General features: G+C 40.9%; 21 protein-coding genes. 15 read left to right on the forward strand and 6 right to left on the reverse strand.

The genetic code is table 11. The features are described 5' to 3' along the window. Nucleotides 1–37: 37 nt before the first annotated feature. The 7 genes from ACTWPX_RS14245 to ACTWPX_RS14275 all read left to right on the forward strand — a co-directional run bounded on the left by ACTWPX_RS14245 (nucleotide 38) and on the right by ACTWPX_RS14275 (nucleotide 8,594). Nucleotides 38–1,645 (forward strand): spore germination protein, encoded by a 1,608-nt coding sequence (locus ACTWPX_RS14245; protein WP_443120320.1) that lies wholly within the window; start codon nucleotides 38–40, stop codon nucleotides 1,643–1,645. After that, complete coding sequence (locus tag ACTWPX_RS14250; protein ID WP_443120321.1) at nucleotides 1,551–2,741, forward strand: GerAB/ArcD/ProY family transporter; 1,191 nt, start codon at nucleotides 1,551–1,553, stop codon at nucleotides 2,739–2,741. Before ACTWPX_RS14245 ends, ACTWPX_RS14250 begins: the two co-directional genes overlap by 95 nt. A 1-nt stretch (nucleotide 2,742) precedes the next feature. Continuing rightward, nucleotides 2,743–3,861: a Ger(x)C family spore germination protein gene (locus ACTWPX_RS14255; RefSeq protein WP_443120322.1), complete on the forward strand. Its 1,119-nt coding sequence runs from the start codon at nucleotides 2,743–2,745 to the stop codon at nucleotides 3,859–3,861. Nucleotides 3,862–3,979: 118 nt separating this feature from the next. Further along, the gene (locus tag ACTWPX_RS14260; RefSeq protein WP_443120323.1) at nucleotides 3,980–4,489 is read left to right on the forward strand and encodes a hypothetical protein; all 510 of its coding nucleotides are present in this window, start codon (nucleotides 3,980–3,982) and stop codon (nucleotides 4,487–4,489) included. A 145-nt stretch (nucleotides 4,490–4,634) separates the two neighbouring features. Then, on the forward strand, nucleotides 4,635–5,258 hold the full coding sequence (gene safA / locus ACTWPX_RS14265; protein ID WP_443120324.1) for a SafA/ExsA family spore coat assembly protein: 624 nt from the start codon (nucleotides 4,635–4,637) through the stop codon (nucleotides 5,256–5,258). Nucleotides 5,259–5,761: 503 nt separating this feature from the next. Beyond that, the gene (locus tag ACTWPX_RS14270; protein ID WP_128523834.1) at nucleotides 5,762–6,949 is read left to right on the forward strand and encodes a NupC/NupG family nucleoside CNT transporter; all 1,188 of its coding nucleotides are present in this window, start codon (nucleotides 5,762–5,764) and stop codon (nucleotides 6,947–6,949) included. A 214-nt stretch (nucleotides 6,950–7,163) separates the two neighbouring features. Then, complete coding sequence (locus ACTWPX_RS14275) at nucleotides 7,164–8,594, forward strand: aldehyde dehydrogenase family protein (RefSeq protein WP_443120544.1); 1,431 nt, start codon at nucleotides 7,164–7,166, stop codon at nucleotides 8,592–8,594. 148 nt (nucleotides 8,595–8,742) lie between these two features. Here ACTWPX_RS14275 and ACTWPX_RS14280 read toward each other — a convergent pair whose 3' ends face one another. The 3 genes from ACTWPX_RS14280 to ACTWPX_RS14290 all read right to left on the reverse strand — a co-directional run bounded on the left by ACTWPX_RS14280 (nucleotide 8,743) and on the right by ACTWPX_RS14290 (nucleotide 11,514). Further along, on the reverse strand, nucleotides 8,743–9,306 hold the full coding sequence (locus tag ACTWPX_RS14280; protein ID WP_443120325.1) for a GNAT family N-acetyltransferase: 564 nt from the start codon (nucleotides 9,304–9,306) through the stop codon (nucleotides 8,743–8,745). Between the two features lie 258 nt (nucleotides 9,307–9,564). Beyond that, entirely contained in the window at nucleotides 9,565–9,852 is a 288-nt protein-coding gene (locus tag ACTWPX_RS14285) for a CD3324 family protein (RefSeq protein ID WP_443120545.1), read from the reverse strand. A 306-nt stretch (nucleotides 9,853–10,158) separates the two neighbouring features. Next, nucleotides 10,159–11,514: an MATE family efflux transporter gene (locus ACTWPX_RS14290; RefSeq protein WP_443120326.1), complete on the reverse strand. Its 1,356-nt coding sequence runs from the start codon at nucleotides 11,512–11,514 to the stop codon at nucleotides 10,159–10,161. A 109-nt stretch (nucleotides 11,515–11,623) separates the two neighbouring features. Here ACTWPX_RS14290 and ACTWPX_RS14295 point away from each other — a divergent pair, with 109 nt between their 5' ends. From ACTWPX_RS14295 to helD, 5 genes are all read left to right on the forward strand, one after another. Further along, nucleotides 11,624–12,700, forward strand: coding sequence for an undecaprenyldiphospho-muramoylpentapeptide beta-N-acetylglucosaminyltransferase (locus ACTWPX_RS14295; protein ID WP_443120327.1), 1,077 nt, complete (start codon nucleotides 11,624–11,626; stop codon nucleotides 12,698–12,700). A gap of 17 nt (nucleotides 12,701–12,717) precedes the next feature. Next, nucleotides 12,718–12,957 (forward strand): hypothetical protein, encoded by a 240-nt coding sequence (locus tag ACTWPX_RS14300; RefSeq protein WP_443120328.1) that lies wholly within the window; start codon nucleotides 12,718–12,720, stop codon nucleotides 12,955–12,957. A 240-nt stretch (nucleotides 12,958–13,197) separates the two neighbouring features. Continuing rightward, a complete protein-coding gene (locus ACTWPX_RS14305; protein ID WP_443120329.1) occupies nucleotides 13,198–13,623 on the forward strand; it encodes an ATP-binding protein in 426 nt (141 codons plus the stop codon). Nucleotides 13,624–13,628: 5 nt separating this feature from the next. Next, nucleotides 13,629–13,979, forward strand: coding sequence for a hypothetical protein (locus ACTWPX_RS14310; protein ID WP_443120330.1), 351 nt, complete (start codon nucleotides 13,629–13,631; stop codon nucleotides 13,977–13,979). Nucleotides 13,980–14,162: 183 nt separating this feature from the next. Further along, a complete protein-coding gene (gene helD, locus ACTWPX_RS14315; RefSeq protein ID WP_443120331.1) occupies nucleotides 14,163–16,424 on the forward strand; it encodes an RNA polymerase recycling motor HelD in 2,262 nt (753 codons plus the stop codon). An 88-nt stretch (nucleotides 16,425–16,512) separates the two neighbouring features. On the opposite strand, the gene ACTWPX_RS14320 is transcribed toward helD, so the two are convergent. From ACTWPX_RS14320 to ACTWPX_RS14330, 3 genes are read right to left on the reverse strand one after another with little or no spacing between them, the layout of a single operon-like run. Then, the gene (locus tag ACTWPX_RS14320) at nucleotides 16,513–17,646 is read right to left on the reverse strand and encodes a Ger(x)C family spore germination protein (protein WP_443120332.1); all 1,134 of its coding nucleotides are present in this window, start codon (nucleotides 17,644–17,646) and stop codon (nucleotides 16,513–16,515) included. Next, the gene (locus ACTWPX_RS14325) at nucleotides 17,643–18,752 is read right to left on the reverse strand and encodes a GerAB/ArcD/ProY family transporter (RefSeq protein ID WP_443120333.1); all 1,110 of its coding nucleotides are present in this window, start codon (nucleotides 18,750–18,752) and stop codon (nucleotides 17,643–17,645) included. The genes ACTWPX_RS14320 and ACTWPX_RS14325 overlap by 4 nt, the downstream gene beginning before the upstream one ends. Next, the gene (locus ACTWPX_RS14330; RefSeq protein WP_443120334.1) at nucleotides 18,749–20,230 is read right to left on the reverse strand and encodes a spore germination protein; all 1,482 of its coding nucleotides are present in this window, start codon (nucleotides 20,228–20,230) and stop codon (nucleotides 18,749–18,751) included. The genes ACTWPX_RS14325 and ACTWPX_RS14330 overlap by 4 nt, the downstream gene beginning before the upstream one ends. Nucleotides 20,231–20,332: 102 nt before the next feature. Here ACTWPX_RS14330 and ACTWPX_RS14335 point away from each other — a divergent pair, with 102 nt between their 5' ends. From ACTWPX_RS14335 to ACTWPX_RS14345, 3 genes are all read left to right on the forward strand, one after another. Next, nucleotides 20,333–21,355, forward strand: coding sequence for a TIGR00341 family protein (locus tag ACTWPX_RS14335; protein WP_443120335.1), 1,023 nt, complete (start codon nucleotides 20,333–20,335; stop codon nucleotides 21,353–21,355). Between the two features lie 770 nt (nucleotides 21,356–22,125). Then, the gene (locus ACTWPX_RS14340) at nucleotides 22,126–23,874 is read left to right on the forward strand and encodes an ABC transporter ATP-binding protein (protein WP_443120336.1); all 1,749 of its coding nucleotides are present in this window, start codon (nucleotides 22,126–22,128) and stop codon (nucleotides 23,872–23,874) included. After that, on the forward strand, nucleotides 23,871–25,898 hold the full coding sequence (locus ACTWPX_RS14345; RefSeq protein WP_443120337.1) for an ABC transporter ATP-binding protein: 2,028 nt from the start codon (nucleotides 23,871–23,873) through the stop codon (nucleotides 25,896–25,898). The genes ACTWPX_RS14340 and ACTWPX_RS14345 overlap by 4 nt, the downstream gene beginning before the upstream one ends. The last annotated feature ends 30 nt before the right edge of the window (nucleotides 25,899–25,928 follow it).

A 25,928-nucleotide genomic window follows, 5' to 3' on the forward strand; every position in this document is an offset into this window, starting at 1 on the left:
GGCTGAAACCGTGGCAAGTTATGGATAGGTGATGCAGATGGGATTCTTTAAACGGCTCTTTCGTGGAGATCATACAAAAATTCAAGATCGACAAATTACAGATCAGTCGCAAGAGCCGCAACAAGCGAGCTCTTCCAAGCTGTCCATAAACGTTGAATATATATTACAGGCATTAAATCAAACCAATGATTTGAAAGTACGTGTCCTGAAAAAAGGCAATGCTGCTCTATTATATCTTGAATCGCTTGCGGATCAGGAAAAGGTACAAGCAAAGATATTTGCTCCATTGGAATTAGGACATGTCGATAATATATCTGATATTCCTAATTCCAAACAAACACTCAACTTGGAAGAAGCTATCGTATCCCTTTTGAGTGGGCATGCCCTATATATGGAGGATGGAAGTTCAAAAGTTTCTATGTTCGATGTCACATTGGTGTTTAACCGTAGCACCGAGGAGCCTGCAAATGAAAAGGTAGTGAGGGGCTCTCATGATGGCTTTGTAGAGAACTTGATGATTAATATCAATTTAGTCAGAAAGAGAATAGAGCATAGAAGTTTGACTATCAAGTATTACAAGTTGGGAAAAAAAACGAATACAAGTGTCGCTTTGATGTATATGGATGGCATCACTGATCCAACCATCGTCGAAGAGGTAGATAAGCGAATGAAATCAATTAGTGCTGACATGATTCATAGCCCAGGATATGTTGAAGAATTCATTGAGGATCAATCGTCCTCACCATTTCCGCAGATGCTGAACACGGAACGGCCTGATCGTGTCGTAGCTAACTTGATGGAAGGAAGAGTGGCGATCATGGCGGAAGGAAGTCCCACCACGTTAATTGCTCCTTCTACTTTTTTTATGTTCTATCAGGCACCAGATGATTACAATATGCGCTGGTTCACTGGTACATTCGTCCGCCTCATCAGGTTATTCAGTTTTATCATAGCCATCGGACTTCCAGCTTTTTATATTGCTGTCGTCAGCTTTCATTTTGAAGTGATTCCAGATGAATTGATTATACCTGTCAAAGCCTCTATCAATGAAATTGCTTATCCGCCAATCATTGAAGCCTTAGTGATGGTCATCATTATTGAACTGATCAGGGAAGCGGGTATACGGCTGCCGCAACCGATCGGTCAGACCATCGGTATTGTTGGAGGTCTCGTCATTGGAGATGCGGTCGTGCGTGCAGGTCTGGTTTCCAACCTGATGGTAATCGTCGTCGCATTAACAGCCATCGCGTCTTTTGTAGTTCCATCAAATGAACTGAGTACGACATTAAGGCTTTTGACATTCCCTTTGATATTCTTAGCAGGCTCTTTAGGGTTTGTCGGGATCATGTTCGGGATGATGTTCATATTGATTCATTTGACAAGGCTCGAGTCTTTTGGTGTACCTTATTTCGCTCCTGTCGCCCCGCTCAGTTTCGTGGATTTGAAAGATACTTTTGTAAGGTTACCGCTATATATGATGAGAAAAAGGCCGAAAGATGCCCATGCGATCAGCCCCGTTGCTATGGGGCCATCAAGGGAGTGGAAAGAGAGTGAACAATCAAAGCAAACCGGATCAAAAGAAATTAAATCAGAATCAACAACAAAATCAAACTCCAATACAAACTCAAGCTCCCAATCAGACTAGCCAGAAGCCTGAACAAAAGTTATCACGGAGGCAGTTTTTTTTCATTATCATTCAGACTCAAATCGGGGTGGGTGTACTTTCTATTCCTTATGACTTGCATAAGGTAGCGAAACAGGATGGATGGATTTCTCTACTGATTGCCGGCATACTTTTACAGATTGTATTATTCGTCCTTTGGGCGATCGCTAGAAACCATCCAAAACTGACACTGTTTCAAATTAATGAAGTAATCTTTTCAAAATGGTTAGGTAAATTCATTTCATCTGTTTATATTCTTTATTTTATAGGTATAGGAACTTTAATTCTCTTGTTATATGGAAGAATGATCAGTTTGTGGGTGTTACCAAATACGCCATTATGGGTGCTTGCATTCTTAATGATTACAGCTTGTATCTACCTCGTCGATGGTGGCTTGCTCATAATGGGAAGACTTTATACAATGTTGTCCTTTATGTTAGTTATACTTATTGTCCTTGTCATGTACACCATGAAAGAGATGAATATTATTTATCTTTTTCCCATCCTTGAAACAGGATGGGGGGGAGTATTATCGGGTGTCGATAAAGCAATTTTATCCTTCTTCGGTTTTATAGTGTCACTTGTCATTTTTCCAAAAGTCGAAGGTAAACCTAAGGATAAATTAAAAACGATATTTTTTGCTCATTGGTTTGTTGTTGCGTTCTATTTGTATATCGTGTTCGCAAGTTTTACATTTTTCAGTACGAAAGAGCTTACACTAGTTCCGGAACCTGTTCTTTATATGCTGAAATCATTTGAATTGCCGATCATAGCCCGAATTGATTTATTTTTCATATCGATTTGGATTATCAGTGTGGCGACTTCGTACGCAACTTATGTTTATATGGCAAGTGTCGGATTTAAGGAGGTTTTTCAATGCCAGCATACAAGACGTTTCATTACAATTTTCGGTTTGGCCACTTTCATCATTGCGGTTTATGTTGGGTTTGATATGAAAAAATTAGAGATTTTCAGTCAAACAATGATTTATTCAGGATATGTGTTTTCGATTATTGTTCCTTTAATGATGCTCCCTCTCAGTTTTCTTTTCAAAAAGATGAAGAAAGGACAGAACTGACATGAAGCGATGGCTTGTAGCTGTAGTATGTCTCATGATGTTAACAGGGTGTTGGGATGAACGACAGTTTAAAAACATCAAACTGGTATTATCGATGGGCTATGATGTGGGCGAGGATGGAGGGATCATCCAAACAGTATCGATTCCTAGTGTAAGAAGGAGCGTGGAGGGGCCCGGGGAAGAGAAGATACAGGTTATTTCAACGCCTGCCCACACACCAAGGGATGCACGTGATAAATTAGATCAAATGATTTCTGAAACATATGATCCTTCTAAGGTGAAAGTGATTGTCCTCGGGGAAGAATTAGCAAAAAATGACATATATCCATTATTAGACGAATTGTATCGTAACCCTAACAGCAATTTGAATGCTTACTTAGCCATAGCCGAAGAGGGTACAGCAAAGGATGTTATTGCTACAAGAAACTTAAGTGAAAACCGTATCAGTCAATATGTTGCTGGTTTATTGGAAGCAGCTGTATATTCGACGCATTCAACAGGGGAAAACCTTCAGCTCTTATGTGCGGAGTTGGTGGAACCTGGTATAGACTTTTCTGTGCCAATGATAAAGATAGATGAAGAAAAGCAAATGATCACTTTTTCAGGGATGGGGCTGTTTAATGATAAAAAATTCACTGGAGAAAAAATTGCTCCGGAGCAATCCACTTTATATATGCTGCTACAGGGAAAGATGGGAAAAGTTGCTCGAATGACTGCTAAAGTCTCTGACAAACATGAAGAGGAGATACTTAATTATGTTACTGTAAATGTCATGAATAACAATAAGGACCTTAAATTAGAGGTGAAAGGTAATGAGATCACGGCTCAACTTAAATTGAAGATGAAGGTACGAATTGTAGAATATCCATCTGATCACTTGTACGTCAAAGGGAAAATCGAGGGTATCAGAAAGAATTTGTCTGAAGTTTTGACCGCTGAATCTGAAAAAATTATCGGTCAGATACAAGAAGCGAACAGTGATGTTTTGGGAATTGGCAGAAGAATAAAAGGATTTCATCCAAAAGTTTGGAAAGAGTTGGACTGGAATGAGGAGTACCCGGAAATCACCATCAAACCGAAAGTTGAAGTGGAAATTCTGCAACATGGAATCACCAATTAAATGAGTAATATCAACCAGTGTAAAAAAATTTAAAAAAATTTAGGCAAGTTGAAACCTTTTACCTCGTTGTCTCGTCTGTATAGTAGAAACTTAGACAATGATTCGTGGGAAGAGTAACGTGTGGAAAACAGTTTGGATTAGAATGTATATGATTACATTCTTAGCGCTTGTTATGTGCGGATGTAATACAACCCAGGCCGTGCCAAACGGATATTATAATTACGATCAGGATAAGGTAATCACTGCAGTTGAGCAGCTTGAATTCAATCCAGACTTGCCTGATTTCATCCCGATTCATATGGTCAGTGTTGTATCAGATGTGTACAAGGAAAACGAAGCGGAAATCATGGATTTAAGTTTCTACACGACTGAAAACAATCTCTTGACCATCAAGTTCACTGAAGCAGATGATTACTCCACCTCATGGGTGGATCAAGAGAAACTTCCCATTACAGACCAGATTGATGGAATATATGAAGACAATCGTTTTTCCAAGAAGATATCGTGGCAAAAAGGTCGCATCACATATGTGAGGACCTATCGTGCAAATGTTTCAACTGAACTAAATAATGAACAGCGTGTAACACGACAACAATTGGTTGAAGTGGCCCGCTCGTTTCATTCATAAATGATTATACCTCCCCTATGGTATAGCACTCGGCGACTGACCATCGCCGAGTGCCTTTTAATTTCCCCAGACTTTTCCTATCTCTACATATTTTCCAAGTAATAAGCCAAACTACCTCTGACAAAGAAAAAGAGGAGTGAGTTTTGTGAAAACATGGATGTGGTTAGGGGTGATGTTATTTGCCGCTGTTTTATTTGTTCAATCCCCTCAAATGACACATGCCCAGACAGATGCGTATACGGTGAAGAGCGGAGATACCCTTTGGAAGATTTCCAAAAAATATAAAATAGGTCTTGCAGAAATTATCAATGCGAATCCTCAATTCAATAATCCTGATTTGATTTACCCTGGAGACCGTGTAACGATTCCGTTGAAGCCGAGTATTAAGTCAGTAGAAAGACAGGTCATCGACTTGACGAACCAGGAACGAGCGAATAATGGCTTGTCGGCATTGGAAGCGAATTGGCAGCTTTCACGAGTAGCACGGTATAAATCAAGAGATATGGCGAATAAAGGATATTTCTCTCATAACTCACCGACATATGGATCACCTTTCGATATGATGAGGGATTTCAATGTCAATTATCGAAAAGCAGCAGAGAATATTGCTGCAGGGCAACGCACACCAGAAGAAGTAGTGAACGGATGGATGAACAGCCCTGGACATAGAAAGAATATTCTTGACCCTGACTTACGGCAAATCGGAGTCGGTTATGCTGAGGGCGGGAGCTATGGTTACTACTGGACTCAAATGTTCATAAGCCAATAAGATAAAACTGCCGCTTTTGAAAGCGGCAGTTTTTTTGTCCTCTGATTGAGGTGATTATCCCCACCGGGAAACAATCTCTTATGTCCCGGAGGTGGTTTCTCTAGCAGAAATTGTATCAATAGGTACAGGGGTTATAGTTGCTCCTATCTTTTTGCCAGTAACAGAGCATCGGAGCATTATTACTCATAATAGAGCTCCTTTTCTGAAGAAATTTTATCACCTGCGAAAACCGTTGGTGAAATATTCCCGGCAATCATTATAGTCTCTTACTTTATATTTGAAAAATTTACAGAAGACTTCCTTCTGGTTTTAAGGGGAATAAATGCCGGTGACTAAAGGCATATTAAATGATGAAGGAATAGAGTGACATGGTCTGCAAAATATTACATACAAATAAACCTTGCATGACGTCTGACAACCTGATAAAATCCATAGTGGTATTAGTTAATGTAAGCATTTTCATAATGGGGTTTATTACCAAACAAATAGGGGAGGATTTTTTCATGGATATTCTTTTAGGGATTATTGCTGTCGCGGTCATTCTTGGAATCGCTTTTTTGATGTCCAATGATCGTAAAAATATTAATTATAAAGGTGTAGTCGTCATGTTGGTGGTTCAATTGCTTATCACCGCCTTCATGTTCAATACAGAAATAGGGAAAAAGATCATAGATGCCATCTCCTGGGGCTTTAATAAGCTTATTGAGTATGGAACAGTAGGGGTGGATTTCGTCCTGGGCGGAGTACAAGTCGGAGATGGTGGAGTTTTCTTCTTCAACGTCCTATTGATCATCATCTTCTTTGCCACCATCCTATCTGTTTTGACGTACTTGAAGATTTTGCCTTTCATTATCAAGTATCTCGGCTGGGGACTTTCTAAAATTACGGGTCTTCCAAAGGTTGAATCTTTTAATGCTGTAAACAGTATTTTCTTCGGACAATCAGAAGCATTGATTGCGATTAAATCACAATTTCATAATCTGAATGATAACCGTTTATATATCGTCAGTGCTTCTGCAATGGGCTCTGTTTCTGCATCCATCGTAGGGGCATATCTGGGAATGCTCCCAAGTCAATATATCCTGGTTGCGCTTCCGTTAAACATGTTCAGTGCTTTGATTGTAGCTTCTATGATTTCTCCAGTAAAAGTTTCTAAAGAAGAAGACGTTGTCGACATCCAAGATGTTTCCAATTCCAAAAGTTTCTTCGAAGCTATGGGGAATGGAGCTTTAGATGGTGGTAAAATTGCATTGATCGTAGCTTCTATGCTTATCGCTTTCATCGCTTCACTAGAGCTCGTAAATGCAGTCTTTGGTGCGATATTCAATGGTTTCACCCTACAACAACTGCTTGGTTATATCATCGCTCCAATCGGATTATTGATGGGTATTCCTGCTGGTGAAGTCATTGATGCCGGTGCTATCATGGGTACGAAAATCGTAACGAACGAATTCGTTGCTATGCTTGAATTCAGCAATATGCTGGATAGTGTATCAGAAAAGACAACAGGGATCGTAACTGTATTCTTGACAAGTTTCGCTAACTTCTCCTCCATTGGTATCATTGCGGGTACTGTTCAGGGAATCGACAGTGAAAAAGGCGGTAAAGTGTCTGGTTTCGGTATGAAACTTCTCATTGGTGCTACACTTGGTTCTATGCTGTCTGCAACAATTGCAGGACTATTTCTATAAGGTGAATCAAAGCCTGAATGGAGAATTTTCTCCGTTCAGGCTTTTTTTGTCTGCAAGTGTCGTGGCCAAAAGCGAACTTCATCTTTCACAATGCCGAAGTCAAAAGATGTTTTAAAGGCTTTAGTGTACTTCAGCTGTACTGTTCTTCCATCAGCAAAGTTTACAAAAGAATGGAAAAGGAAATAAAAAGCTATAGATCCCAATAAAAGGAGAGATAATTGTGCAAACGCATAAGCTCTACATTAATGGAGAATGGGTGAGTACAGCGGAACAACAAGAGGTTTTAAATAAGTACACACAAGAACCCTATGCTAAAGTAGCTAAAGCTTCTGAAAAAGAAGTGGATATCGCCATTGAATCAGCAGCTGAGGCCTATAAGGAGAGACAAATGCCTCCTTACCAGCGATTTGAAGTCTTAAAGCGTGTCAGTGAATTGTTGCAAGAAAAGAAAGAGGATCTTGCTGAAAATATTACTTTGGAAGCTGGGAAACCGCTCAAACAAGCGTTGACCGAGATCGATAGAGCAACGCAGACTTTTGAATTGGCAGCAGAAGAAGCGAAGAGGATTCATGGTGAAGGTGTCCCTGTTGAAGCAGCACCAGGGTCCGAAAATCGCATGGCCTTCACCATAAAAGTTCCCGTCGGTGTTGTGGGTGCCATCAGCCCCTTCAACTTCCCGGTCAATCTTGTCGCACATAAAATAGCTCCCGCGATTGCTGCTGGAAATGCTGTTGTATTGAAACCGGCAAGCAAAACACCTATTTCCGCACTGAAATTAGCGGAACTCTTCGAAGAAGCAGGATTGCCGAAGGGATTTCTGAATGTAGTGGTTGGTTCGGGTTCCACAGTAGGTAATCAAATGATGGAAGATGCTAGAATTAATCTCTACACGTTTACAGGAAGTGCTGAAGTCGGCTTGAAATTGAAACAGAATACAGGTCTGAATAAGCTCATCCTGGAGCTTGGCAACAACTCGCCTGTCATTATTGACAAAGAAGCAGATTTAGATACAGCAGCTGAAAACGTGGCCGCCAAAAGTTATGCTTTTGCCGGTCAAGTATGTATTTCTGTTCAGAGGATTTATGTCCATGAAGAGGTCCAGGAAGAATTTCAACAAAAATTTATAAATGCCATACAATCATTGAATGTAGGAGATCCGAATGAATCAGATACAGATGTAGGACCAATGATCAGTGAGGATGAAGCGAAGCGTGCTGAAGAATGGGTGGAAGAAGCAAAAAACAAAGGTGCTCATATTCTCTATGGAGGGGAACGTGACGGGGCTTTACTTCAACCGACTATACTGACAGAAGTTAACCATGAGATGAAGGTGGTCTGTGAGGAAGTTTTCGCTCCTGTTGTAAGTATTCTTCCATTTTCTGATCTAAAGTCATGTATTAAGGAGGTCAACAGCTCTCCGTATGGTCTGCAAGGTGGAATTTTCACTCAGAATATCGATACCGCTTTTTATGCGGCTGAAAATGTTGAAGTTGGAGGTCTCATGATCAATGACTCCTCTCAATATCGTGTGGACCTTATGCCTTACGGTGGAGTGAAAAACAGCGGCTGGGGGAAAGAAGGCCCGAAATATGCCATTGATGAAATGACAGAAGAACGGCTGATTGTGATGAATTTGAATCAGTAAAATAAAACCGCCTATGGCATTTTGGAAGCTCCTGTCATTCGGTGCCTGAATCTAACACCTTCAAAGATGTAAATATCAATTTTATATCTTTGGAGGTGTTGTTCTTATTGAAATCGTATGCCGGGCATAATCGCAGTCCAAACTATACTCAGACATATTTAACAAATTCATCGCGTTTCACTCCCATTAAAATTGAATCATGGTATGCTCCGTTATAGAATAGATCTTCCCTTATACGACCTTCTTCTATAAATCCCAACTTTTTATACGATTGCATTCCTCTTTTGTTGTAGGCGAAGACATCCAGACCTATTCTATTCAAATTCATGATCTCAAAGCCGAATTCCAACAGTAAAGACATGGCTTCTGTCCCGTATCCATCCCCCCAGAAGTCCTTATCGAAAATGGAAATCCTCACAATCGCTTTACGATTTTGCTGATCTATCTCCAGCATAGCAATGTCCCCAATAAGCTGGTCAGTTTCCTGTAAGCAAATGACCAGGTCGATTCTGCTGGCATCCTTTGAGATCCTGTCAAACCAATCCTGAACAGCAGACCGGGTGAACACAGCCTGAGTACCTGTGAGCCGCCGTCCTTCTTTATCCCAGAGAGCATTTCTATAAAAGAAATCCAAATCCTCACTTTCAATCGGTCTTAAATAGACTCTGTTACCTGCTAAAAATTTGATAGGTTGATGTACTTGTTCACTCATTAATATCCCTCCTGTAATGTACTTATTTTCTTATCATAAATATACAATTTTCCATGAGTTCGATAAATAGTAAGAATCACTTAGAATCAATATCACCAGACCAAAAGCTTGTCGGGGGAGGCACTGGAGCTAAATGAATCAAAAGCGCAAGCACCTCGGGAGGCTAATTGTTGGTACGGAACAAGCAGTTGTTATATTATTTCCTGGATTATAAAAAACACTGATTATCCAACTAAAAGATAATCAGTGTCATTTTGTCTATTCCTTAGTATAAACAATCTTCTTTATCGTCTCTGGTGAGAGAAAATACTTCTCCGCTAATTCACTGATGGAGTACCCATCATAAAAGCTTTGTTTAATCTTGGAGTTCCGCTCATTGATTTTCTTTCTTGCTCCAGAGGAGGTCCCCCATTTTTTATGCATTGCTCTGGGTTTAGGAATATAAAGAGTTTCACCTTGTATATATTTCTGCAGTTCTGTTATAAGTTCTTCAGGTATAATATTGTTTGCGTTCACATATTTCATCTCAGCCAGCTCCTTATTTATTTTAGTTATCTACTAAATAAGGTGCAAAGCCTGTACGATTAGAAATATGAGGCTGTTCAGGCAAGCTGATCAAATCCCCCTCATGCAAAGTGCCGCCTTCTAATCATAGGCTTTGCATGAGATGCTCCCGTTTTCCTCAACGTGATAACTTTCTGCATTTTTTCACATCCTTTATCCGAAGTTTATTATTCACATACACTCAGTATAAGTGAATTTTAGATTATGTTCATAATATAGTGGTTTGCGAACATCGTCCTGTGATTTTTACCTTACAGTGATCAGTTTCCCCTGTTATCTTAAGTAACATTAACGAAAAGATTTCAGATGTCCTTTCTGTAAGTGGATCATCCTGATGAGCAATGTGACAGCACCGGCAGTTAAACCGATCGTCAAGCTCAGCCAGTAACCATATGGCCCTAAACTTGTATAAGTGGCTAACAGGTATCCGCTTGGTAATCCAATGCCCCAATAAGATATGAAAGCCATCAAAAGCGTAATGTTGACGTCTTTATATCCTCTGAGGATCCCCTGAAGCGGTGCTCCGAATCCATCTGACAATTGGAAAAAGATTGCAAAGAAAATGAAGTTTTTCGTCAGTTCGATCACGGTTTCATTGGAGCTGTACATTCTGGCTACAGTATCGTCAAAAATGAATAGAACAAGGCCGCCAAGAATACTCATCATGACCGCAAGTGTAATACCCAAATAAGAATAAGTCTGCGCTTCTTTGTACCGGCCTGCGCCAACTTCAAAACCTACAGCAATGGTCAGCGCGAAGGCAATACTTAACGGAACCATATATAGAAAAGAAGCGAAGTTGATTGCAGCCTGGTGGGCAGCGATTGTATTTGTGTCATAAGCGGTCATAAAGAAGGTGACAGCAGCGAATATGCTTGTTTCAAAAAAGATGGCAAAGCCGATAGGGACACCGATTCTCAACTGGTTCCACCATTCCTTGAAGGAAGGTTTCATCCAGTTTTTGAAGATTTTATATCTCTTGAGCGGAGTGAGTTTATGTATGATGAGTATAATGATGAAGAAAGATACCCAATAGGTAAGCGCGGAAGCGATTCCTGCTCCAACGCCGCCGAGTTCCGGCGCGCCCCATTTACCAAAAATAAATATATAATTGAACAGAATATTCGTAGGGAGAGTCAGTAATATGACAAACATCGATATTTTTGTCATTCCTAGAGCATCCACAAAAGAGCGCAAAATATTGAACACGAATAATGGAACAATCCCAATTCCAAGGGTTATCAGGTAATATTTGGCCACATGATTCACTTCTGACTCTATATCCATAAGTGAGAGAATCGGATCTAACATAAAGAATCCGATTCCTCCGATAAGTGTCGCTAGAACAATGGCTAAGTAGACACCTTGCTTCACAGAATAAGTGATCTCCCTGTCTTTTTTAGCTCCTTTCAGTTGAGCGACGATCGGAGAGATGGCCATCAGTATTCCATTCAAGCCAGTAAAGACAGGCACCCAAATGCTGGAGCCGATCGCTACACCTGCAAGCTGATCTGCCCCTGATTTCCCTGACATGATGGTGTCGAAGAAATTCATTGCATACATGCCGATTTGGGTGATTAATATAGGGAGCAGGATAACAGTGAACAATTTGATTTTTTCACGTAATGTTTTAGTTTCATACATAGAGATCTTCCTTTTCTGTTACAATTCTTCTAGAGGAATATGAGGATTATAGCACATTAGCATATAGATACCTATTTAGAGACACCCCAGAAAGGACGTTGAGCGTGATATGAGTCAAAAGCGAATTTTATTTACAGGTGGAGGCACAGCCGGACACGTGATTGTGAACCTTGCGCTTATCCCTGAATTCCAAAAGCAAGGTTACGAAGTAGATTATATCGGTTCATATGAAGGAATAGAGAAGCAGTTGATTGAACCTTTGGAAGGTGTCACGTATTACGGCATTTCTACAGGTAAATTGAGAAGGTACATGTCCAAAGAGAATTTGAAAGACCCTTTTAAAGTTTTGAAAGGGTTGGCTCAATCGTTGAGAATCATCAGCAAGAGAAAGCCGCGCGTCATTTTCTCTAAGGGGGGGTTCGTATCTGTACCCGTAGTGATGGCTGCAAAATTGAAGAGAGTCCCTACAATCATTCATGAGTCGGATTATACTCCAGGACTCGCCAATAAATTATCGTTCCCCTTTGCTAAAAAGATCCTGGCGACTTTTCCCGAAACGATGAACCACCTGCCAGAGGGAAAAGGGGAATTCATAGGGGCTGTCGTCCGTGAAGAGTTGTTTGAAGGGTCGCGTTCAAAAGGACTGGCTCTTTGCTCGTTTCATAAGCAAAAGCCTGTCATCATGGTTATGGGGGGCAGTACAGGTTCGAAGCGAATCAATGATGCCGTCCGTGATAATCTTGATGAGTTATTAGAACAAGTCCAAGTCATCCATATATGCGGTCATCAAAACAAAGATGATTCCATTCACAGACAAGGTTATGCACAATTCGAATATGTGAATGAAGAATTGAAAGATCTCTTTGCTGCGACTGATTACATTGTTTCCCGCGCTGGTTCGAATGCTATATTTGAATTTTTAGCATTGAAAAAGCCGATGCTGCTTATTCCTTTATCGAGAAAAGCAAGCCGGGGAGATCAAATATTGAACGCGGATTCTTTTGTTAAACAAGGGTACGCGATCAAACTTGAAGAGGAGGAACTGACGGATGAACGGTTGTTGAAAGATTTACGTCAGTTGATGAGTGAGGATGCTGAAATACTTGAAAATATGGAAAGTTACCAAAGTGAGCGAACTAAAGAAAAGGTGATCGATATCATCCAAGAGCATGAACGTAATGAATAAGCAGCAGGCAGACCTCCATGTTAAAGCATGAGGCTACTGAAGAACTGCAAACTTCTGAGTTATGCAACAAAGAAAAAGCCCGTAGATTCCACGATGAGTGTCCGGTGGTGATGCCTGCGGGAACAGCACGAGCCGAAGATCCACTTGGTCAAGTGATTTTCTTGACCAAGTCAGCTGAGGCCGTGCCCGCGACAAGCATCCACCGACAAGCGATTCGTGAGAAGCAACAACAAACTTTAATAGCTTCTCTAAATTGAAAAGTTTTTACAGTGGCCTCTTGAGAAGACATGAGGTCTTTTTTTTTATGGCTTGGGGAATAATAACTCTATACTTGGACATATTTGATTTTATTAATCTGCTAAGATGGACCGATGGAATTAATGAAACATATTTCCCCTTTTAATTTTGCAATAGATAGGGAATAGATGAATGAACATAAACTCTTATGAAAAAGGGAGTGTAGATAAGATTCATTTAATCAGCAGAGGAGAGGTTGAATGATGAGGACATCTTTTGAAGCAAACATCAGGCATCCTAGAGACATGAAAAATATCAGGAAAGAGTATCATCCCTATCTGGCTAAATATTATGGGAATGATCAATTGTTAGTGGATGCTTCTATTTCAGAAGCTGTTTGGAATGCTTGGGAACACGGCCATAATCAAAGAAATGATTATCCAATCCAACTGAAAATTTCTTTTTTGAACTCAAGACTATTAGTGAGGGTAAAAGACCAGGGAAGTGGATTCGAATGGAAGCCTTATCAAGTTACTAGTGATATCAAACAATGGTTTCCCACTGTTGAAGATTTAGAAAGAAGGGGCCGGGGAATTACATTAATGCTTAGAGTTATGGATGTTATACGTTATAATGATATAGGCAATGAATGTTTGCTAATGAAAAAATATCTTTTTCAGGAGTAGATTTTGTGAACACTAATGTCTGTCGTTATTGTTATAAGGAAATACAGGATAGGGATGAACTCATAACTGCTTCAAATTGGTTCAGAGTAAGACCTTATCACTATCGCTGTTTCGATTTATTAGAACAGGATACCATGACTATTGCAGGAACCTGGACACCCGTAAATGGCCGGGCTGGGCTGATTACTGTTATCTTGATGGTCATTTTTGCTGCGGCTTTGTCCATGACAGACTTCCTCGGGTCCATAGGTGATTTGATAGCAATTCTAGCTTTGTATCCCATATTTCTCCGTATTTTTTCTTTTGTTGTTTTTGAGAGCAGACTTCCCAAATATGCAGAAAATAAACGAAGATAATGGTTTGAAACTAAGACATCCTTCTCAGTCGGGGAGGGTGTCTTTGTTTTATTAGCATTTAAAAAACTTGTTTGCGCTTCCATTTCGGGTGTGGTATGTTATTATTTCGTTGCTTTGGAAAAAACTGCATGAAGGGTCAGCGCTCACGCGTCATTCCAATATGATGAAGGAGGAGAATGACAGATGTCTGAAGGCCACCCGGATTTGAAGCAAGAATTGGAAAGACTTTCTTTTACGAAAGCTTATATGGAGCGGTTGATTGACTCACAGGAAATCGGTCAGGAAGCTCAGAAGAAGAGACAGGAAGATACGCTTGAAAACCTCAGCTTCAAAGATAGTAGTCTTCGCTATCAAGAAATGTTGTCACATGCTAATTTCATGAAAATGTCGAAGGAGCAATTGGAAAGCCTCCAACAACTACGCAAGAAACCTTATTTTGCCCGCATTGATTTTCATCGTAAAGAAAAACCAGATCGAGAAACCTTCTATATTGGAAAAATGTCTTTGTTTGACCGCGAGACTCAGCTGCCTATCATTTTGGATTGGCGCTCCCCTTTAGCGAATGTGTATTATGAGGGACGAATCGGAGAGGTAAGTTATGAAGCTTTGGGTGAACGTTATGAAGGCCATGTATCATTAAAGAGACAGTATCAAATTGAAGAAGGAAACTTAGAGAATTTCCGCGATATCGACCTGACCACTAAAGATGAACTGCTACAAGATTCCTTGGCTCAAAATGCCGAAAGCCGTTTGACGGAAATCGTCTCTACCATTCAGGAAGAACAAAACAGGATTATTCGTGCGGATCTGCGAAAACCGATTATCGTCCAGGGAGCGGCAGGAAGTGGCAAGACGACGATTGCTTTGCATAGAATCTCTTATTTTTTGTACACGATGAAAGAAATCTTCAAACCTGAAGACATGTTGATACTCGCTCCGAACCGTTTATTTATCCAGTACATATCAGAAGTGTTACCAGAACTCGGCGTTCAGCGAGCCAAACAATCCACTTTTATTGAGTTTGTGCAAAAAGCTACTGGTATTGATTGGCCTGTGCTCACCCAACATGAAGTATTAATGCAGACAATTGAAGGAAATCGAGATCCTCAAACCCTTGAATTCGCAGCAATAAAAGGTTCGAAGTTCTTTAAAGATTTATTGAATGCCTATATCCGACTATTGAAAAAGTCCTACCAAGTGAAAGAAGATTTTATGCTTGCCGGCTTCCGTATTAAAAGTGCTAAAAGCATCAATCGTCTTTTCTATGATGAATACAGCTACTTTCCATATGAAGTCCGTGTGAAGAAAATCAAATCTGTCTTACAAAGCGAATTAAGAAGAAAGAAGAAACAGATTTTAGATAAAATGGCTGAAAAATATGATGAAGAGTTGGACCGTGCCCTTTACGGTATGCGAAATGCAGAGAAACGGAAAATAAGGGTCAGTTTTTTGATCACTAGAAAAGAAGAGCGGCTGGCGGAAATTAAGAAATTATCGAGAACCGCCGTTTCCAGGTTTATGAAGCAATACCCAAAACTGAAGCTGCTCGAAGTCTATCAAGACCTCTTTAACGAAGAGATATTTCTTTCTCTTCATTCTGATGACTCGAAAGTGCTGCGAGAGATGAGGGCAGAATCAAGGGCGTTGTTTAAGAGAAAACACCTTCAATCTGAGGATTTAGCTGGTTTGCTATATTTGAAGACGTTTCTGACGGGGCTCCACGAGGATGATCAAGCCAAGAAGGTCGTCATTGATGAAGCACAGGATTACAGCTTCTTAGAAATCTTCACTCTTCGCAAAGCATTTCAGACAGATCTTTTTACGATTGTCGGTGATTTAGCGCAAGGTATTTATAATTATCGAGGGTTGAAACAGTGGGAAACACTTCAAGAGGATGTTTTTAGTAGTGCCAATTATTTAACAATGCAAAAAACGTACCGGACGACTATCGAAATTATGAACCTTGCAAATGCACTTCTCACTCTTATGCCTGAAAACCTGCCAAAGGCTGAACCAGTCGTGCGGCACGGGGAACCGCCTGCTTTTTTTAGAAAAGAGCAGGGGTGGGAAGCGAAATTCCGTACTCTCTTGCAAGAACTTCTTGAAAGTGGGATGAAAAGCTTTGCCATTGTTACAAAATCGAAAAAAGAAGCAGATGAAGTAATAGCTCATCTCGATTCTCTTCAGTTAGGTTTCGAAGGACTGGACGAAGAGCAGAAGGAAATGGCAAACAGGGTCATCTTACCTGCATATCTTGCTAAAGGATTAGAATTTGATGTCGTATTTTTGTATAGTCATTTTCACCCTTATACTGAGGACAGTTTGGATCTGAAAATGCTTTATGTTGCGATGACTAGACCGCTGCACCGCCTGTATATGATAGGGGAGAAGGAAGAAGATTTTCTACTGCATCGTGTTTCAAATGGTCGTTTCCGTAAAGTTTGATTTTTTCTGTCGGGTCATCATCCGGGTGAATTCATGTATGACAGCGGACAACGGCAAGCCCCCGTCTTGGTCAAGACGGGGGCTTGTTTTACTCGGTAATGCCATATCGTAACAACTTGAAATCCACCTTGAATTCTATATCAAGCTCTGGAATTTGTTCACGCCAGTTTTCATTGGTAACACGATTGGAGCGGTTTTCTGTATTGTATTTCGCACCGAATCCTACAGGGTCCACCTGAGCTTCTTTAAAAATGGTCATAATGCTGTCTAGTTTTTTTTCGATTGCTATTTCAAGTTCTTTCTCAAGAGCATTGATAGCTTTTTTATCTTTTAACTCGATTTCTTTAGTAATTTCAAGCAGACGAGATTCCATTTTTAAATGGACACTTTGCTTCGTGGGCTGACCTTTCGTTGGTTTGATCGTGCGTTCGGTGCTTAATTCATGGAGTGAGACATGTAAGTCGCCTTCTGATACTTGTTCGTTCGTTGACTTTCTATAAAAATCCTGCATCGAATCGGAGTCCAGTTCAATTTGGAATTGCCCATGATTAAATTCCTGTTTCATCAACATAAGGTAAAAGGTTTGCTCATGTGAAATGTCATCTACGAAGCGGTCATCCTGGAATAGCCCCAATCCCTGTATGACAGCCTTGTCTTCCTCTAATGTCAATAAGGGTAAGACAGGGTCTTTACCGGTGTCATAAAAATCATGCATGAATCCCGTAAGTACTGCATTAGGAATAGACTCATCTTTAATGCTCTTTTCAATTAACTGTTGAATGTAATTCCCTGTATTCGGGTGCGATTCTGAGTTGTTGGATTTTAGCATTTTGCTCGTAGGAACATTACTAACTGCCAAATATCCCATATCTGATATTTTTGCATCCCTTTGTAATGTATCCATGTATTTCATCATTCCCTTATTTGCTAATCGATCTTGAAAAATTTCCAACCTTACCTGCCCGGATACGAGCTGTTGGCTGGTGAGCCGGTTAGTAGCAAAGCGGATTCCCTTAGAGGTCTCAGCCTCACCAGTAACAACTTGAGAGTTATTCGCTGCTGTGGGATCGAACTGGAACATCACTAAAGTACCGCGCAGCCGGTCATCTTCAATTAAATCGTAGCCGACCGCTGTGATGATACCAAGTCTTTCTATATAATTTTTTGGAATACATCCGGCAAGAAAGGTCATTACCATCAGGAGTATAGCTGCTTTTTTCATGAAATCCCTCTTTTCAGCCACTTTTTCTTAACCATGACGATGATGTAAATGAACCATGGATAGACGAAGACGAGCCAAAAGCCTACTTCTGAAGTAATCGACGTCAGTTGGTTGACACCTACTCGTTTTTCTATGGTTACAGAAGCGATGAACAACAAAAAAGCCAAAGCATAGAGAGTCGGTTTTTTTGGAGTGTTGAATAGACGTTTCATGGAATGTACAATCATCCATCCGAATAAGACGAGGTTCGGGATAATGACCATCATCCAAAGAGCGACCGCAATGAAATCGAAGCGTTCAACGATAGAGAAACTAATAATCTTGAACAATGAAAGTGTAGCCCATACGGTTGCTTTCAGCTGATCAGGACTGAAATAACCGATGGAAACAACCGTCACGAGTAACATGAGAAAGGTCGTGAATAACACTCCTGCGTGGGCAGGAAGAGATATCTTTTTTTTATCCTCTATGAAGGGATAGACAAATAGCAGAATTTCCAATCCTAAGACAGAATAGGCGACTTGTTTGGCTCCCATAAATAAATCCATTGGAGAGGAATGATGCATGACAGGTAAAAAATGTTCCCAATCCATGTACGTCATCGGTTTATAAATGGTCAAAGCAAGCCAGATCGTCAAGAAAAAGAAGACGAAAGCAGTCCCTACTACCACTCTGAATCCGCCGATGATGCTGTAGACCATCAGTGAGAGCAAGAATAAACTCATCAGCCATATCGGCATTTCCGGAAAAATGAATACTTGAACAACTTCGATATAGTTTTTCATGACTGTTAACACGAGCAGGAAAATATAGAGAACATACATGAGACCTAATATCTTTCCTAACCATTTTCCGAATAGGTCCCCTTGTATGCCAAGGATGTCTGAATTGTCATAAGCTCGAAGTATACTGAGCATTAAGAAAACCGTTATATGAAGATAAACGCCGGCGATAAGTACAGAAATCCAGGCATCTGAACCGGCTTCCAGAACGAGAATCCTAGGTAACCCCATCAATCCTGCTCCGATCTGAGAAGTATGAATGATGAAAAACAGGTAAAAGGCTTGGACAGATTTACCAGGGTCCAATGAAATATTAGTTTTCATGATGGATCCACATCTTTTCGCTCGCTTGCTTTAGCTTTACTATAGCGTTCTGTATCTTTGGGCATCACATTTAACGGGCGATAGTTATTTTTTTTGAAAGGGAGCCGAAATATCGAATCATTGAAATCTTTCCATTGAAAAGGATAAATCGGTGCCAAGTATGGCCTTCCCAACGATTTTTGTTTAAGTAAATGGATGATAAGGAATGACAATGCGAAAACAATGCCGATCAACCCCCAGGCACCTGCCAGGATGATCATTGGAAAGCGGATGATACGGACAGCTGTTCCCATCAAGTAACTCGGAGCAGTAAAAGAAGCCAGGGCGCTTAAAGCGATGATAATAATTAAAATATTACTTGTGAATCCTGCCTTTACTGCAGCTTGCCCTAATACGATCCCCCCTACAATACCCATCGTTTGACCGACTTTCGTAGGTAAACGAGCGCCTGCCTCCCTTAATAATTCAATCAAAACTTCTAATAACAAAGCTTCAAGGACTGGCGGGAACGGTACAGTCGAACGAGACTGTCCTAAAGAAACGAGTAAGGTGCTTGGTATGATTTCATAATGGAAGGTTAAAGCTGCTACGTACATCGGAGTGAGGACGATCGATAGGGCCATAGCTAAGAAACGTAACAGGCGTATGAAAGACCCCATGTTCCAGCGCATATAAAGATCTTCGGTTGATTCGAAGAAACTGAACAAAGTCATAGGGCCGATCAACATTGTTGGACTTTTATCGACCATCACCCCGACTCTTCCTTTAGATACAGAATTGCAGAAACGGTCCGGCAATTCTGTGAAAATGAGCTGGGGGAATACACTGCTTGTAGAATCTTCAATCAATTGTCCTAGCACACTTGTATCTTCTACTTCGGCAACTTTGAGATCTTTGATCCGCTGTCTCATTGTTTCAACATTTTCATCATTGGCAAGTGACTTCAAATAAACGATGCGCACCTCTGATTGTATACGTTCTCCGACAATCAATTTTTCCACGACAAGGTCATCGGTATCCAGGCGCCACCGGACAACGTTCAAATTTGTTATCAATGATTCGGTAAAGGAAACCTGCGGTCCGAAAACGAGCGACTCTGTCTCAGCCCTGTTAAGACTTCGATGGTCTTGTTGTGGAAGAGCGAAAAGGACGGCTTCCTTTTCTCCTTCGATATATACAGCTACACTACCGTGGATCAGTTTTGTAGTAATCTGCTCCAGAGACGATTGTTTTTCCGTAGAAGATAGCGGTATTTTGTTGATCAAACCCTCGTTCGTCCAACGTTTCTGAGAGTTCGTTATATTTTCCAATAAATCTCTTTCCAACCGTTCTCTTTTAACTTGATAGGAGATGAAGTGGACAATAATTGCTTGCCCTTTAATATGAAAAACTTTCTGGATAAGGTCAGGGCTATCGTTGAATTGTGTTTTCATTACATCCATATAGGCATCTGTTTTCATGGGAAGCTGCTCAGGCATGGAATCCCCTCCTTTCATCAAGTTGGAATTAGTATGTGGAAAAAAGGGGACATTATGAAAAATGAAGGTTAGCGGATTACTGAAGGAATGAGGTGATAAGAGATGAATTTACAACTTATTGAAGTGTATATACCTGATCAGCATTTTGAATCTATCAATGACAAGCTTCAAAAGTATGACCACCGTTCATATTGGGTTTCAAGTGAGTCGGAAGAAAGAATGCTTGTGCGCATTTTAGTGAAAAAAAGAGAAGTGGAAGAGATTTTGAACTATTTGGAAGAGGTATCTAACGTTGTGGAAGGTTTTGAGACATTGCTCATCCCTGTCCACACTTATTTAGCGAAAAACACAATTCATGATGAAGCGAAAGAGGAAGAAAAGAAAAAAGAAGAGGCAGAGAAAGAAAGAGCACATTTATTAAGGTCAAGTCGCCATGAATTAATGAATGCTGTAGAGAAAAACAGCCATATTACAATGAATTATTCCCTTCTTATTTTATTATCTGCTATTGTAGCTACGGTCGGATTTCTGAAAGACAGTGAAGCGGTCGTCATTGGTGCAATGGTTATTGCACCAATGATAGGTCCAGTCATTGCAATTGCATTCTCGGCTATTCTTGGTGACTACAAGTTGCTTGGTAAGTCTGTGATCACTTCCATATATGGGGTTGCGATCATTCTTATAATTTCAATCGCCTTTGGTTATTTCACCGATATAGGGATGCAGAATGATCAATATTTGGATAGAACGAAAGTGACAATCGTAGATATCTTCCTTGGGGTGGCTGCAGGTGCTGCAGGAGCTCTTGCATTTCTCAACCGCCTCTCCGGGAACTTAGTCGGTGTCATGGTAGCTGTCGCTTTACTTCCACCCTCGGTAGCCCTGGGAATGTCAATTGGTCACGGTGCCTTTGCTTCTGCTTATGGTGCTTTTTTGTTAGTGACGGTTAATATTATGTCTATACTGTTAGCTGCGGTCACGATATTTTCCATTAGTGGGATCCGGCCTGTCCGTTGGGAAGAAGTACAGCGGGCGAATGTTTCAAGACCGCTAGCAATTGTATTTGTAATCGTGATCGTACTGCTTCTCGCCGCTTTCATCTTAATCGGCCATGGTGTCATCTAGAATATAAGTTTCGTTATCATAAGGGAGGGGCTCAAATTACCATTGCAGAGACCATTCAGTATGAGATTTTTATGATCTTGAATGGTGGTTTCGTTCCTCGAATCATAGTATTGGGGTCTTGGAAATGGGGAGACTCTTGCGGGAAAGGATAGACTGGCGAGACCCCGGAGAGCTTTAGCTCGAGGAGGCTTGCCGTCTTCCCCGCAGAAAGCGAGCCATTTCCAAGACCCCCTTTTTCCACGCAAAAGCAACGAAACTGATTTTTTTGGAAAAAAGCAAAAAACAGTTGATTAAAAATTTTGAAAACTATATAATGTATAATCATTGATACAAGGAGGTCACGACAATGAAAAAACAAAGTGTTCAACAAAAAGACAACTTTATATTGATCGTGACTTGTTATCCGTTGCACGGCTGATAATGGATTTAAAAAGCATATGTGCCAACAAGGTCACGTGAATACGGGCCTTTTTTGTGTGTAGAAGCATACGTCGAGGACGTATGCTTTTTTCGTTTTGAATTTTAAAAACGCCTCATGCTTCAGCGAACCTTTTTCTGCTATGTAAAAATTTCAGTGGTTTAAGATGAAGTGCTGACAGGGTGCTTAAGCTTTTGAACGGTATGTCTGGTGACAGGTGGAGGAAGCTCCATTCACAATATAAAAATCCAAGGAGGAAGGTCGAATGATTAAAATTGTGAAACAGCAAGAATGGAAAGAAAATTGGAAAGATAGCGGATAGTGAGCGGGAATGTAGAGAGGATGGATATGAATGTTCAGTGTTTTATTCAAATTGAGTTGGTTTTTCAAAAAGTATTGGAAACGGTATACATTTGCCATTATTGCTTTAATTATAGTCAGTGCCATTGATCTTATACCCCCGAAGCTGGTTGGAATGGCGATTGATGAAATACAGTTCAATACATTGACGAAAGAGCGTTTGATGGAGATCTTACTGCTGTACGGGGGATTGATTTTTGCGAGTTATTCAATTTCTTATTTATGGGATTACACGTTGTTCAGCGGTGCGATGATTATGGAAAGGACGATGCGCTCGCGTCTTATGAATCATTTTTTGCAAATGACTCCGACTTTCTTTGGCAAGAACCGAACAGGGGATTTAATGGCGAGAGCGACTAATGATCTGAAAGCGTTGACGATGACAGCCGGCTTCGGGATTTTGACGCTTGTCGATTCAACGGTTTTCATGTTTTTGATCATTGCGGTTATGGGATTCACGATCAGCTGGAAATTGACTCTTGCAGCATTGATTCCTTTACCGATCATGGCTTTGGTCATGAATCGCTACGGGAAAGTCATCCATGAGCGATTTACTGAAGCACAGACAGCTTTTGGTGACTTAAATAACAGAGTGCTTGAATCTGTACGTGGTGTAAGAGTGATTCGTGCATTTGTACAGGAGCGTAATGATCAACGTTATTTTAACGAATTGACCGAGGATGTTTATGATAAGAACATCCAAGTGGCAAAAGTGGACGCATTATTTGAGCCCACCATAAAGATCTTAGTGGGGTTATCTTACACGATAGGGCTTGGTTACGGTGCCAACCTCGTATTTCAAAACAGTATAACTTTAGGAGAAATGGTGTCCTTTAATGTGTACTTAGGTATGCTTATTTGGCCTATGTTTGCTGTCGGTGAACTGATCAATGTGCTACAGCGTGGAAATGCTTCTTTGGACCGGGTGAATGATACATTGAATTATCGACCGGATGTTTTAGACCCATCCCAACCGGAAAAGGTCGATTCACCTGAGGTCATCACATTCAATGGAGTTACATTTAGTTATCCTGGGGCTGAATCCGCAGGTTTGAAGAGCTTCAATTTAAAAGTAGAAAGGGGACAGACCATAGGAATCGTCGGAAAAACAGGGGCCGGAAAAACGACCTTCTTCCGGCAATTGCTCCGTGAATATCCCGGGCTCCAAGGGGATGTGGAAATCAATGGTATTCCGATAGGTGATCTGTCTCTTGATTACACACGTTCATGGATTGGATATGTTCCACAAGACCAGGTGCTGTTTTCCAAGACTGTCCGTGAAAATATTCAATTCGGAAAGCCGGAGGCAACGGATCAAGAAATCTTTAGAGTTTTAGAACTGGCCCATTTTTCTGAGGATATCAAGGACCTTCGGGAGGGGCTCGATACGAAGGTCGGAGAAAGTGGGGTCACCTTATCCGGTGGCCAGAAACAAAGGGTCTCTATTGCTAGGGCATTTATTATGGACCCTGAAATTCTATTGTTGGATGACGCAATGTCTGCCGTCGATGGCAAGACAGAAGCTGAAATCATCCGACATTTAAGACGAGAGCGTCAAGGGAAAACGACGTTCATTGCAGCCCATAGATTGTCGGCGGTTACCCATGCAGATCATATTCTCGTTTTAGAAGATGGCCAGGTTACAGAAGAAGGTACACACGAAGAGCTGATACGTCAAGGTGGCTGGTACCAAAACCAATATGAACGTCAGCAATTGGAAGATGGGGAGGTGGGAAGATGAAAACATCGACAGAACGGAAACTGTTTCAATATGCGTGGAAATTCAGAAGAAACATCCTGATAGGTCTCATTTGTTTAGTAGTTGCTGTAGCACTGGAATTGACCGGCCCATTCATTGCCAAACGTTTAATTGATCAGCATATTATCGGCATTGAAAACCAGTGGCATCAAGTGGAAGTGGCAGATGATCATACGGTCGAATACAGCAATAAGCTATATAAAAGATCGGATCGTCTAAGCAGCTCAGACCGGGTTTTGGACACTGTAACAATTTTGCAAGTGGAGAGATCTTATTATTTTGTGAACGGTGAAGTGCCTACATCTGGAAATCGTCAGTGGCAAGAAGGAACATTGAGCATTAAGACGGATGAGCAGACATATAATGCTCAAGCAGAAAGACTGGATATCCAGCAACTTTATCGTTTTTTTCAACCGGAAATTCCGGCGATCTATTGGCTCCTTGCTCTTTATGTACTGCTCTTGCTGATCGCTGCGGTATTTCAATTCACCCACACATTTTTATTGCAGAAGTCATCTAATCGGATCATCCGAAAAATGAGAGATGATTTATTCGCTCATATCCAAAGGCTGCCCATCCAATATTTCGTCAATCAACCAGCAGGTAAAATCGTGGCTAGAGTGACAAATGATACAGAAGCGATTCGTGAGTTGTATGTTAGAGTACTGGCTACTTTTGTTACAAGTTTCTTTTACATGGCAGGAATTTATATCGCCCTTTTACTATTGGATGTGAAGCTCGCACTCATGAGCCTTTTGCTGATCCCGATTATCTATGGGTGGATGAGGATGTATAAATATTTTGGAGGAAAGTACAATACAATTGTCCGTTCAACAGTCAGTGACATGAACGGAAATATTAATGAGGCGATTCAGGGAATGTCCATCATACAGGCCTTCCGCCAGCAGAAACAAACGTCTGAAGATTTCGAAAAGCTTAATGGACGCCATTTTGATTATCAAAGGAAACTGGTCAAATTAAGTGCTTTGACTTCCTTTAATTTAGTGAATGTCCTACGTAACATCGCCTTTGTCGGCTTTATTTGGTACTTTGGCTCAAGCTCTATCGGAGTGGAAGGCGTCGTTACTGTCGGGGTGTTATACGCGTTTGTGGATTATTTGAATCGACTCTTCCAGCCAGTAACAGATCTAGTCAATCAGCTTCCACAGCTTGAGGAAGCCCGCGTAGCTGCCAAGCGTGTATTTGAACTGTTAGATGAAAAGGCTGAAGTGCTGGATCATTCGCAAGTTGCCCGGTACAAAGGAAATATCGTATTTGAAAACGTCACGTTTGCGTATGAAAAAGACAACAATGTCTTAAAAAACATCTCGTTCAATGTAAAAGCGGGAGAAACCGCTGCCTTTGTCGGGCATACGGGTTCAGGTAAAAGCTCGATTATGAACCTGTTATTTCGTTTCTATGATCAACAAAAGGGTGATATTTTAATTAATGGACATCCGACAAAACAATGGTCTAGACAGCAAGTGCGCAGTCATATGGGAATAGTTCTACAAGATCCGTTCATTTTCAGGGGTACGATTTTATCGAATGTCACCATGAATGATGAGCGCATTTCCCGGGAAATGGCGATAAAAGCGTTGAAAGCTGTCGGAGCGAATCGTTTTATAGAGAAACTCCCCGGAAAATATGAGGAACCTGTTAAAGAAAAAGGGGATTCTTTATCTATGGGAGAACGTCAATTGATATCCTTTGCTCGCGCACTCGCATTCGACCCTGCTGTGCTTATCTTAGATGAAGCCACGGCAAATATAGACACAGAAACAGAACAGTTGATTCAGCAGGCTTTAGATGTTTTGAAAAAAGGACGCACAACACTCATCATCGCCCACCGATTATCAACGATTCAACAAGCTGATCAAATTTTCGTATTGAGTCATGGTACAATAGTGGAACAAGGAACACATCAACAGCTTATTGCCTCCTCGGGGGAGTATTATCGCATGTACCAACTGCAAAAAGGTTCGGTCAGCGTAAACGCAATATAGTTCCTAAACTGCTGAAGCATGGAGGCAGGT

This window comes from Halobacillus sp. H74, from assembly GCF_052246715.1.
Taxonomy (GTDB): domain Bacteria; phylum Bacillota; class Bacilli; order Bacillales; family Halobacillaceae; genus Halobacillus; species Halobacillus litoralis_A.